General features: G+C 34.8%; 10 protein-coding genes. 8 read left to right on the top strand and 2 right to left on the bottom strand.

The features are described from left to right. Positions 1-34 precede the first annotated feature (34 nt). The 4 genes from BJL90_RS04870 (at position 35) to rarD (ending at position 3421) form a co-directional block, all read left to right on the top strand. Positions 35-583 carry an RNA polymerase sigma factor gene (locus tag BJL90_RS04870; RefSeq protein ID WP_205684274.1) on the top strand — a complete coding sequence of 183 codons (549 nt, stop codon included), beginning with the start codon at positions 35-37 and terminating at the stop codon, positions 581-583. Further along, positions 567-1328, top strand: coding sequence for a hypothetical protein (locus BJL90_RS04865; protein WP_070964804.1), 762 nt, complete (start codon positions 567-569; stop codon positions 1326-1328). The genes BJL90_RS04870 and BJL90_RS04865 overlap by 17 nt, the downstream gene beginning before the upstream one ends. A gap of 286 nt (positions 1329-1614) precedes the next feature. Next, on the top strand, positions 1615-2373 hold the full coding sequence (locus BJL90_RS04860; protein WP_070964801.1) for a class I SAM-dependent methyltransferase: 759 nt from the start codon (positions 1615-1617) through the stop codon (positions 2371-2373). Between the two features lie 127 nt (positions 2374-2500). Continuing rightward, complete coding sequence (gene rarD, locus BJL90_RS04855) at positions 2501-3421, top strand: EamA family transporter RarD (protein ID WP_070964798.1); 921 nt, start codon at positions 2501-2503, stop codon at positions 3419-3421. Positions 3422-3559: 138 nt separating this feature from the next. Here the strand turns inward: rarD and BJL90_RS04850 are convergent, their stop codons facing one another. Then, positions 3560-3742 carry a heavy-metal-associated domain-containing protein gene (locus BJL90_RS04850; protein WP_070964795.1) on the bottom strand — a complete coding sequence of 61 codons (183 nt, stop codon included), beginning with the start codon at positions 3740-3742 and terminating at the stop codon, positions 3560-3562. A 450-nt stretch (positions 3743-4192) separates the two neighbouring features. Here BJL90_RS04850 and BJL90_RS04845 point away from each other — a divergent pair, with 450 nt between their 5' ends. The 4 genes from BJL90_RS04845 (at position 4193) to gdhA (ending at position 9549) form a co-directional block, all read left to right on the top strand. Next, positions 4193-4846, top strand: a complete 654-nt coding sequence (locus BJL90_RS04845; protein ID WP_070964792.1) for a stalk domain-containing protein — start codon at positions 4193-4195, stop codon at positions 4844-4846. 245 nt (positions 4847-5091) lie between these two features. Then, positions 5092-6975, top strand: coding sequence for a molecular chaperone HtpG (htpG, locus tag BJL90_RS04840; RefSeq protein WP_070964789.1), 1884 nt, complete (start codon positions 5092-5094; stop codon positions 6973-6975). A 341-nt stretch (positions 6976-7316) separates the two neighbouring features. Then, positions 7317-8006 (top strand): 23S rRNA pseudouridine(2604) synthase RluF, encoded by a 690-nt coding sequence (gene rluF, locus BJL90_RS04835; protein WP_070964785.1) that lies wholly within the window; start codon positions 7317-7319, stop codon positions 8004-8006. Between the two features lie 205 nt (positions 8007-8211). Continuing rightward, entirely contained in the window at positions 8212-9549 is a 1338-nt protein-coding gene (gdhA, locus tag BJL90_RS04830) for an NADP-specific glutamate dehydrogenase (RefSeq protein ID WP_070964783.1), read from the top strand. Between the two features lie 161 nt (positions 9550-9710). Here the strand turns inward: gdhA and BJL90_RS04825 are convergent, their stop codons facing one another. Then, the gene (locus BJL90_RS04825; RefSeq protein ID WP_070964781.1) at positions 9711-12320 is read right to left on the bottom strand and encodes a PEP/pyruvate-binding domain-containing protein; all 2610 of its coding nucleotides are present in this window, start codon (positions 12318-12320) and stop codon (positions 9711-9713) included. Positions 12321-12726: the final 406 nt, after the last annotated feature.

Genomic DNA, 12726 nt, shown 5'->3' with positions numbered 1-12726 from the left:
TATTATATAAAGAGATAAAAAAGGTGGTGATTTAGTGAAAGAAAACATAAGAAAGATAAAAGCTGGAGATAAAGAAGCTTTTAGAATGCTATACGATCAATATGCAGATTATGCACTGAGGGTGGCTACAGTGATTACTAAAAATAGAATGTATGCGGCAGATGCAGTGCAGGAAGCCTTTATTCGTGTTTATAGCAATATTCATAGTTTTGATGAAGATAAACCCTTTGAACCTTGGCTTTATAGAATTCTTATTAACGAGTGTAATCGAATTTTAAAAAATCAATCAAAAACCATCCCTATAAGTAACTACTTAGAAAGTCATCCTCCAATCATAGAAGAAGATGCTTATCATTTCCAGGAATATGAGGAGTTATATGATGCCATCAAGGGACTAGAGGATATAAATAAAGTGCCTATTGTATTAAAATATTTAAAAGGATTTACAGAGCTTGAAATTGCAAATATATTAGAGCTTAATGTAAATACTGTAAAGTCTCGATTGTTTAAAGGCAGAGAAAAGTTAAGAAAGATGATGAGAAAATTTGATGAAGGGAGGAACCAAAATGAAAAAAAGCTTTGAGGATAAAATAAAGGAAACACTGGTGAAACAGACTGATACATCTATAGAACTTAAAGAGGAAATATGGAAAAGAATTGAAAAAAGCATTGATAAGAATAATGCCAATAAGGAGGAACATGGGATCGTGAAAAAGCAAAAACCAAGTAAAAAAAGATTTTGGGGTTTAGGAACAATTGCTGCTGCACTGATTGTGATGTTTTTAGCAGGGACGGCACCAGGGCATGCTACTATTGATAGGATTAAGGAATTATTTGTGCCAGAGAAAACCATTGTAGAAGAGATAGAAGGCCAAGAAGAGCAGACAGATGTAAGTTTGCAAAAGAGTAAGTTAGGCTATGTTATTTATTTTGATGAGGAAAGATATGTGTTAGAAACGATAGATGGTAAAGATAAAATTGCTCCAAAAGAACAAGCGGATTATGTACCGGAAGTATTCATGGAAATAGAACAGATAGAAGGAAAAACGATTGAGAATCTTGCGCCAGAAATAAAAAATGCTTTAGAAGAAGAGTATGGAATTACTATCAATATAGAAGAGGTGGAAGACCCTGTAAAAGGCATTGTCTTACATGGAACGAAAGGGAAAAATTGGGATGACATTGTTGTAAGATGTTATTTGGTGGATAATACACAAGGGGGGACCTTTATCATCAAACAGCAATACTTTCTAGAGGCAGCAGAAGGCTTTGGACATAGATTTTATAATATGTTAAAGGAATTTGAAATTGTTACAGAAGAGGAATAGTTTTTTGTAGGCTAGCTTAGAAATTTATTCTAAGCTGGTCTTTTTTGTTGATTAAAGTTGACACTTCTGTAATACTATGTTAAAATTTTAATAAAGAATAAAGCAATGAAGGTTTTATTCTGTTTTTACAATATTCGTGATTTCTATATTATCAACCATACATAAAAGAATAATTGAGAAATATAACCATGAAGGTTTACTGCGATACAGAAGTATTGCGGCTAATTTTCGTGGTTTTTTTATTTGCTTTGAGGCTTTTACTTAACATGAACTAGGGGGAGAGCGCATGGGAGAACTTTTAGAAAAAGTAGAAAAGTATTGGGATAAAAGAGCGGATGGTTATTGTCAAGTAAATTTGAGTGAACTCAATAGCTTTAAAAGAGAAGCGTGGATCAATTTAATTAATCAATATGCACCAAAGATAAGAAAAAGAAAGTTAAAGGTATTAGATATTGGTACTGGACCTGGTTTTTTTGCAATCATCATGGCAAGCTGCGGTTATGAAGTTACTGCTGTTGACTATACGGAAACAATGCTGCAAAGAGCTAAAAATAATGCAGGTGTCTATAGGGATAACATTACATTTAAAAGAATGGATGCCCATCGTTTAGAATTTCAAGACAACACATTTGATCTAATCATTACTCGAAATTTAACATGGAATCTTGAAAGACCTCAGGAGGCCTATAGAGAATGGCATAGGGTACTGACAGAGGGAGGAAAGTTATTAAATTTTGATGCCAACTGGTACCTACATGTGCATGATGCTGAGAAAAGAAAAGAATATGAACAGGATAGAAGGAATACACTGGAAAAAAACTTTGAGGATCACTATACCAGTACAAATACGGAGGCAATGGAAGCTATAGCAAGAAACCTTCCTTTGAGCAGGGAACATAGACCAGCATGGGATGCAAAAGAACTCCTTAAAATTGGTTTTAAAAAGATTATGATAGATACAGAAATTGGCGCTAAAGTATGGGATGAAGAAGAACTTGTAAACTATGGTTCTACACCTATGTTTATGGTTGCAGGAGAAAAGTAAATTTGTTTCATATGCAAAGAAGGAAGGGGCATGATACTTAAATATCATGCCCCTTCCTTCTTTGCAAAAATATATTTCAGCAGTATAATTGATATATTATACAATAGATGGTGGGAGGTTATGTTTTATGGAAAGTAAGCAAATAACAGGGAATACAAGATTTATGGGAATGCTTTTGGCATTTGGTGCTGTAGTGTTATGGGGACTTTTGCCTCTTTATTGGAAACTGCTAAAGGAAATTCCCGCCGATGAGATATTAGCTCATAGAGTTTTCTGGTCCTGTGCCTTTTTATTTTGTATTTTAGCGTATCAGAAAAAACTTTCCGACATCAAAAAAGTGGCTGAAAACAAAAAGAATTTGCTGATTGTGGCGGTGGGTGCTGTTACAATCTCTATCAACTGGGGTCTGTACATATGGTCTGTTAACTCTGACTATTTAGTAGAGGCCAGCATGGGATACTATATTAACCCTTTAGTGGTGGTAACTTTAGCGACGGTAGTATTAAAGGAGAAGTTAAATAAGTGGCAAGCTGTATCCATTATGGCGGCAGCGGTAGGCGTAGTTATTTTAACGATACAATACGGACAAGTGCCTTGGGTTTCTTTGATGCTGGCTATAAGTTTTGCACTTTATGGTTTGTGCAAGAAGTTGGCAAAAGCAGATTCCTTGACAGGACTCATGCTAGAGACTTTGTTGCTTATGCCGATAGCACTTGGATATATTCTCTTCAAAGAATATCATGGAATAGGCTCTCTAAGAGTGGTTCCCTTTAATACTTTGATGATTCTTTTTCTTGCAGGGGTTGCTACGGCTACGCCTCTAATGATGTTTGGAGAGGCGGCTAAAAGAATACCGTTATCTGTGATGGGTTTTTTTCAATATGTCACACCTACTATTAGCCTAATTCTTGGTGTTTTTCTATACCATGAAGAATTTACTAGGACACACTTTATTAGTTTTGGATTTATTTGGGCTGGATTGCTGCTATTTTCTTTATCTCAAATAGCAGGAATGAAAAAGCTTCAACCAGAAGAGCTACACAGTTAAAAACTGTAATATAATGACGGTCATATGTTTTCTTATACCAATAACCTTTTTAAGGATATGATTGTAAAAGTATTCCTTTCTGACTAGACTTATAAGTCCTGTCAGAAAGGAATCGCTACTTATTGGGAAAAATTTGTTTTATGTTAATTTAGACTTTATATCTGATGATGAGATTTTATTTTCATCGTAATCTACAGTTACAGTATTGGCAAAAGAATCTACTCTTACAGCCTTTACTCCGTCTAACGCTGCAATTGACTTATGAATCTCTTTACCTTTAGCTTTTGCGTCACCTTTGAACTTAAATTTTTCAGCTTTCATTGTATCACCTCCTCTCTTTAGATAGTATTTACTTTTAAAAAAATTTACTATCATCTATTCAACTAGAAATATTAAGAATTTTTTCAAAAACTAGGTGAGCATTCAGAGTAGTTGAAAAGGCATTATTTTAACCAAATAGAAATAAGTGGAAAGTACGCACTTGACAGAACTTCAAAAAAGAAATTTGTAAATAAGCACAAAAGGGAATTTACTTAAAGCTGATAAAATAAAAATAGAGACCATCTAAAATTTTTTTATTTTTAAAATATACACAAATATTGACAACAGAGAAACAAAAATATATAATATATGACAACGGTTATCATTATCATATATTATATATTTTCAAAAAGGGGGTTGCTAAAAAAGAAAAAAACACAGAAATATGTGATTACATGGAGTAGATTTAAAGTGCAAACCAGTACTTGATGACAGCAAAGGAGGATTCAGATGAAAAAGTTTATTTCTGGTTTAATGGTAGGTGTTACTTTGATGACAGGCATAGCTTATGCTACTGGAACACAAATAGAGGTTTCTTTTCGACCACTAAAGTATTATGTTGATGGCATAGAAAAAGCACCACCTACCGACCAAGCTGGATTTATCTACAACGGAAGAACCTATGTACCATTAAAGTTTGTATCAGAAACTCTTGGAAAAGAAGTAAAATGGGATGGAGATACTTCTTCTATTCATATTGGTGGGAAGACGGTGGCAACAGAAACACAGATAAATCATTTACATAATTATGAAGATGGAACTTATAGAGGAATGTTTGCAGATAGAGGTGATATTCAGGTCTCTGTTGAGTTTAAGCTTGAAAACAATATTGTGACAGACATTAGTTTTAGGCAACTCTACCACGGTGGCAAGGATTATCGAACAGAAAAAGAAGATGAAGTCATGATAGGCTTAAGAGGACAATACGAACAGTTGATCCACCATCTTGTTGGGAAGGATATTCGTGAAAGCTTACATCATTTATACGAACCAGGGAATGTTGTTACAGAGGATGTAGATGCTTTTACAGGGGCTACCCTTAGATCTGGAAAAGTTATCTCTGCTGTTAGAGATGCTCTTAATAGAGGGGTTTATAAATACTAATTTAAAATAAAACATAATAGCTAAATAATACTTCTTTTATAGAAGCTTACCTTTAATAAGGATAGGCTTCTATTTTTATAAGAAGCGAATGAAAAATTAGCACTCAGTCTAAGTGAGTGCTAATTTTCTATTGACTAAAAATTCATATAGTTGTAATATAGATTTGTACAAAGAATCGAGGCTGTACTTTGTATCTATAAATAAATCGTTACATAAATCATATGAAGTGATAAGGAGGATATTATATGAATAAAGAAAAAGGAAATTTATCAATTCACAGCGAAAATATTTTTCCTATCATTAAAAAATGGTTATATTCAGATCAGGATATCTTCATCCGAGAGCTAATTTCAAATGCTTGTGATGCTATCACCAAGGTGAAAAGATTAAGCAGCTTAGGAGAAGCAGATTTAGGTGATAATACAGATTTTCAAGTAAAGGTTGTCTTAAATAAAACAGCTAAAACCTTGAAATTTATTGATAATGGTATAGGTATGACGGAGGAGGAAGTGAAAAAATATATTAATCAAATTGCTTTCTCGGGAGCGGAGGATTTCTTAAAAACCTATAAGGACAAAGGTGATGTAGATCAAATTATTGGGCATTTTGGCCTTGGTTTCTACTCTTCTTTTATGGTAGCAGAAACTGTTGAAATTAATACTTTGTCCTATAAGCAAGATGCTCTAGCAGTTAAATGGCGTTGCGACGGCAGAACAGAGTTTGAAATGGAAAACAGTAGTAAAGACGAAAGAGGTACAGAGATTACCTTGTATCTAGGGGAAGAAGGAGGAGATTTTTTAAACGAGTATACGGTAAAGTCTACTATTGAAAAATATTGTTCCTTTATGCCTTACCCTATTTATTTTGAAGTGGCTGATAAAGAACCAGAAAAAGACAAAGACGGGAACCTTATTGTTGAGGAACCTGAAGTACTAAACGATGTAACGCCATTGTATTCCAAGCAGCCAAGCAGTTGTACAGATGAGGAATACAAGGAATTTTACAGAAAAACCTTTAGAGATTTTCAAGAACCTCTTTTCTGGATCCATCTTAATATGGATTATCCATTTAATTTAAAAGGAATTCTCTACTTCCCTAAACTAAATACAGAGTTCGATACCATGGAAGGCCGTATTAAGCTATACAACAATCAGGTTTTCGTAGCAGATAATATTAAAGAAGTTATTCCAGAGTTTTTATTGCTTCTAAAGGGCGTGATTGATTGTCCTGATTTGCCACTAAATGTATCTAGAAGCTTTTTACAGAACGATGGCTTTACAAGAAAAATATCTGATTATATTACGAAAAAGGTAGCAGATAAATTAAATAGTCTTTTTAAATCAGAACGAGAAGGTTTTGAAAAATTTTGGGAGGACATTAGCCCATTTATTAAATATGGCGTGTTGAAGGATAGCAAGTTTTATGAAAAGGTAGCGTCAATTATACTCTATAAAACTACCAACCAGCAGTATATTACATTGGAAGAATATCTTGAAAAATATGGGGAAAAGCTAGACAAGCAAGTTTATTATGTCTCTGATGATGTACAACAGGCGCAATATATTAAAATGCTACAGGAATATGAGCTAGAGGCTGTAATCTTAGATCATAATATTGATTCCGCCTTTATATCTCATATGGAGATGAAAAAGAAGGATATTGGTTTTAAAAGAGTAGATTCAAATATTACAGAATTAATGAAGGATAAAGACCAAGCAACGGATGGAGAAAGCAGTACCAAAGAAGCAGAAACTTTGACAAAGGTTTTTAGCAAAACCCTTGGTAAGGAAGACTGTAAAGTTCAACTTGAAAGCTTAAAATCTCAAGATGTTGCAGGGATGATTATTCTTTCTGAAGAAAGCAGAAGAATGCAAGAAATGATGAAGAGATATAGTATGGGCGGACTGAATATGGGTGCAATGCCAACAGAAGAAATACTTGTTTTGAATAAAAAGCATCCTCTTATTCAGTATATTTTAGAACATGCTGAGGAAGAAACAGAATTGTTAAATTGCATTGTTCAACAGGTGTATGATTTAGCAGTGATGGGCCATAAGCCACTTTCACCAGAAGCTATGACAAACTTTATTAAAAGAAGTCATGAGATCATGAAGCAGTTAATTTTATAAAAACAGATGATAAAAACACTTTTTGGTAGTTTCGTTTAAGCCAGCTTTTTATTAATCATGTGACAGAGCCCACCGCTCTGTCACATTGTTGTTTTTTCTATGGTATGTAATCCTATGCTTCGGGAAAAATAACATCGAAGGATGTAGTGATTCTGAAGCAAAATGATGAGAACTTCTAGCAACAAGCCGTAATATCTAAGAATCAGATGGAGTACTCTACCTGATTTTAGAGTTCTGTCTAGGTTAACGCTTAGAGAAGAAAGAGTATCTCCTAAAGGAAAAATTAAGGCAAAATAAGCTCCGGGCAGCTGTGAGTGAGCAAATAGAGAGGGTAATTTTGAGTGAGAATTAATAAATTTATTAGTGAAACAGGGATTTGTTCAAGGAGAGAAGCGGATAAACTGATTGAGGCAAAAAGGGTAACCATTAATGGGGCTATTGCTGAACTGGGTAGTATCGTAGGAATTGGAGACCTTGTACATATTGATGGTAAGTCTATTGGTGCTAAGAAAAGTCCAATCTATATTGCATTAAATAAGCCGGTGGGAATTACCTCTACCACGGAAAAACATGTGGCAGGGAATATTGTAGATTTTGTTAATCATCCAGAACGAATTTTTCCAATAGGCAGATTAGACAAGGATTCTGAAGGTTTAATCTTGCTTACGAACGATGGTGATATCGTAAATAAAATTTTGCGGGGAGAAAATAACCATGAGAAGGAATATGTTGTGACAGTCAATAAGCCAATTACGAAGACTTTTCTACAGGAAATGGCTAGTGGTGTAAATATTCTTGGTAAAAAAACAAAGCCTTGTAAGATAAAATATATCAATGAACGGGTATTTAAAATTATTCTTACGCAGGGGCTTAATCGACAAATCCGAAGAATGTGTCAGGTCTTTGGTTATAGGGTAGAGAAGCTTAAAAGAATACGGATTATGAATATTAAATTAGAGGAATTAAAAGTAGGAGCGTGGAGGAATTTAACAAAAGAGGAACTGAAACAATTAATAAAATCTCTTAACTAAGAGTGATTATTTTAGTAGGAAAAATCTGACAGTTAGATTGTATACAAAAAAATTATCATGGTTTGGAAAATTTAGAATATTATATCTTGCAAATGGTTTTTAATTTTGTTATAATTCATTATTATACATTTTGTATAAATTATACGAAAGTAATTTGCTTGCAAGCAGTTTTATTACTTAATCTAAATTTAGGAGTTTGATAGCAATGAAGTTATTAGAAAATATTATGGAGAAGGTTGTTAAAAGAAATCCAAATGAGCCAGAGTTTCATCAGGCAGTAAAAGAAGTTTTAGAATCTTTAGAACCAGTAGCAGAAAGAAATCCACAGTGGGTTGAAGCAGGAATATTCGATAGAATTGTTGAGCCTGAGAGACAAGTGATTTTTAGTGTACCATGGGTAGATGACAATGGCAAAGTTCAGGTAAATAGAGGATTCAGAGTTCAATTTAACAGTGCAATTGGTCCTTATAAAGGTGGTTTACGATTCCATTCATCCGTTTATATTGGCATTATAAAATTTTTAGGCTTTGAACAGATATTTAAAAACTCATTAACTGGACTACCAATGGGTGGCGGTAAAGGTGGAAGTGATTTTGATCCTAAAGGAAAATCAGACGGAGAAATTATGAGATTCTGTCAGAGTTTTATGTCAGAACTTTATAGACATATAGGAGAAAACACAGATGTTCCAGCAGGAGACATTGGTGTTGGTGGGCGTGAAATTGGTTATTTATATGGTATGTATAGAAAAATCAGAAATGATTTTACAGGCGTATTAACCGGAAAAGGATTAACTTGGGGTGGAAGCCTTGTAAGAACAGAGGCTACTGGTTATGGCCTTTGCTACTTCATGGAGGAAGCAATGAAGTCTATCAAAGGTAAGTCTTTTGAGGGTACTACTGTTGCTATTTCTGGTTCTGGTAATGTTGCTATTTATGCAGCTGAAAAGGTATATCAACTAGGTGGCAAGCCTGTGACTGTGAGTGATTCCAACGGATATATATATGATCCTGATGGCATTAATGTAGATACTTTAAAACGAATTAAGGAAGTTGAGAGAAAAAGAATAAGTGAATATGTAAAATACCATCCAAACGCAAGGTATACTGAAGGTTGTGCTGGTGTTTGGTCAGAAAAGTGTGATATAGCACTTCCTTGTGCTACGCAGAACGAGCTTGATGAAGAGGCGGCAAGGACATTAGTTGCCAATGGCTGTTTTGCAGTTGGTGAAGGTGCCAATATGCCAACAACTCCTGAAGCAATAGAAGTACTTCTTGAAAATGGCGTTGTCTTTGGCCCTGCAAAGGCTGCTAATGCTGGAGGCGTTGCTACTTCAGGACTTGAAATGTGTCAAAATAGTATGAGGTATGCTTGGACATTTGAAGAAGTTGATGCTAAGCTTAAGGAAATCATGGTAAATATTTATACAAATGCAAGTGAAGCTGCAAAAGAGTACGGCTATGAAAATAATCTTATGGTAGGTGCTAATATAGCTGGATTCCTAAAGGTTGCTGATGCAATGTACGCTCAGGGTATATTATAATATACTAAGATTTATAGATATATATTTAAAGGATAATAAAAGAAGGTATCTTAAAGGATCCCTTTATGAAAGTAGTAGTCTTGAAAGAGGCTATAAATAGAAGTAAAATGCGCTGGTTTATAGAAAAATATTCTGTAAGCCAGCGCATTTTTTCTCGTTTCTTACTTTTCTTCTAAAAAACATACTACATTTTGAGAGAGGATATCAGACATAATCACTAAATCTTTATTGGTGAAATCATATACTTTGATAATCTCTTCAAATTGAAGTTTATCGGGGCACAGTTGATTAAAAATATTTGGATGATCATTCATTAATAGGTGGTTAAAAAATACATTGTTTTTTTCTGGAAAAAGAGCAACGTAAAATATATCTGTTTCCACTAAGTCTTGAAAAAAGTGGGTGCCAAAAGACAATTCTGGTATAAGTCCTGCGCTTGAAAATGCGATTTCTATCATCACCGTCACATGGTTAATTTCCGAAAAAGCTACAGGCACCCCTAAAGAAGGGTTGCTGGTACCCCATCTACCTGGCCCTGCCAGCATCACCGATAAATTTTCCCTATTTTGTATTTGCTTGTTTAGTTTTCCTACTGTGCGGGCAACTTCGTACTTTTGGGATAGAGCGAGTTTGCTGTAATTTTTTGGATCAATGTAAATAATTCTTTTTAGCGATTGGGAGATATTACCCCCCATGAAATGCCCTTTAGACTTAAAGAGGACTTTTTCTTCTCGAATATTACTAGGGATATGTACTTTGCTTTTAAGTCCTTTGGTTTGTAAAGGCCTACACTGTAATAGATTAATATGAGGATGTAGATCTCTTGAAAAATTGATAGTAAATTCTATGTCTACAGGATACTGGTAAGCAGATTTAATGGTTTTTAGCATTTTGCCCATAATCTGGGGAAATGAAGTTGCTGTCATAAGATGATCAAAGGTTAATGTCCAAATGTCTGGACCCTTCATCCCTAATTCCTTCATTCTCCTGTTTGCTTCATAGTCCTTTACGCCAATGAGATTCATTAGACCTTCTCGACCTTCATAATCCATGTTGTTTAAAGAGACAACCTCCAGCTTATTAGAGACTGTATTTAAAACATCAACTTCACGTTGAGAATATTTCCTCGAGTCGTCTACTCCTGCGTGAGGACGTAATAAAGGCTTATCTAGAGCTACAATTCTTGGATAATCTCCTTCTACGCGATCTACGGCCCTTGTGCCTAGGCCATGTACTAGCCTAAGCATACCAGCATCAGGATTAAGGCCCTCCTTCCATACATAGGTATTGTATGAAACCCCTACCCCTGCAAGGTCAGGAAAAAAGTATTGCCCATGATGGGCACCGGAAACCCTTTGGACAAGAATCGCCATTTGTTCATCCCTTTTATCTAAACCTCTTTGTAGTCGATAGGCAAGAGCATCTTCATTCATGGCACTGGCGTAAACCACCCTAATAGCATCCTCAAATTGTTTGTATCTTTCAGCAGGACTTCCCTGATTTACGCAGAAAACACTTTCATATTTTCCAGCAAAGGCATTGCCGAAGGCATCCTCCAGTAGACTACTGGAACGAACGATGATTGGAGATTGTCCAAAATACTCCAACATTTGCTGGAATTGTTCTTTGACAGCAGCGGGAAAAGAGCCCTTTAGCATTTTTTCCCTTAACTCAGAAGCTACTTGAAAGTAGCCTTCGTTGCTTCGTTGCTTCATCCTCAATTTCCACCAACCGTTTTGCACGATATAGGAATAAAAAACGTCAGAACCGATGTAGTAGGAGTCATGAGGTTCTAGATATCGCCGCCATTCAAAGTCTTTATCTTTTAATAGAATAGATCTAGCCATAAGCATGCCTACTGCTTTTCCTCCTATATAACCAGAACCTATGAGTCTTGATTTGATGTCTAATAAATCTTTAAGAGAGAGGTATTTTTTAGCAAGAGATAAAATCCGATGATCTCGACCTATAACAAGTTTACATAGCTGTTCTATTACCTTTTTCTGCTCCATTGCAGCGGTTTCTTTTCCTTCCAGCACTTCTTTATATAGGGCGACTGCGTTAAGAAACATCTTATCCCAGTAATCTAGATGTCTTCTTTCATTTTCAATACCTATAGTAGGCATAATGGTAAAGAGCCTAGCTGCATCTACACTATTGGTGATAGGGGTTAGATTTTCCCTATCTAGAGCATGGGGCAAAAACATGGTGGGAGAATACCTATCCCACACCTTTAAGGGATGTATATAATAACAATCTTCACAGTTATATAGGTCGATTAAGAGTTGTGTAGTTTCCCGTATACGGGCTACTGTTTGAAAGGAGTGTTTATTTCTCAATATGGTAAAGTATGCAATGGTGTCTAGCTCAAAAAGATAAGGACAGGTAATCATAAAAAAATTTCCTATCATAAGATCATTAGCCCATGCAGTAAGCAAATCTGAGAGACAGTCAAACACATAGTAGACTTCTTTTCCTTCACGAGATATGATATCGTATACTTGCGTTGAAAAAGATTCAAAGCCTCCGCATGCATTCAATGCACATACTGTGATGTCTTCTATTCCTTCAATAAGGGGAGGATGCTGTGCAAAACGCATATATACAACCCTCCTATTGCTGATAAGAGCGTTTTCTACAAAAAGGTTGACAAAATACTTATAATCATCGATGGCATCTACCTGCCACACTACATTATCTCCCAATCTTAAGTAATCGACTACTTGATCTAGGCTTTTCATCCCAGTGCTGGCTTTTGTCATACAGTCCATAGTTTTTCCCCCTCTGTTTTAAAAAATTATTTTATTTAACCCATAGGAAAAGATAGAATTTTCTGTTAAATTACGATCTGAAAAATTACATGCCTCCAGTAACTTATTATTTCTATTATAGCATATAGTAATGGCGTTGTAGGTGACAGGCATAAAATTTTCCATAAGAAGCAAAAAGAGTAGGTGATTGGATTTTCAATCAATATTATTTATAATTATAAGACATAATACAATCTTTGTTAAAAAGTTATCCTTACAATAGAAAAAAACAATAATAACAGTGTAGCGATTACTATTTTGTATTGCCAAACTTTTACCATAAGCTTCTCTAAAGTAAAGAGAGGATATTGACAAAAAAATGAAATAGAAATAAAATTAAACTAATAAGTGTAATATATAAATATAT

This window comes from Clostridium formicaceticum (genome assembly GCF_001854185.1).
Classification (GTDB): domain Bacteria; phylum Bacillota; class Clostridia; order Peptostreptococcales; family Natronincolaceae; genus Andreesenella; species Andreesenella formicacetica.
This window is presented reverse-complemented; position numbering and strand designations above follow the sequence as displayed.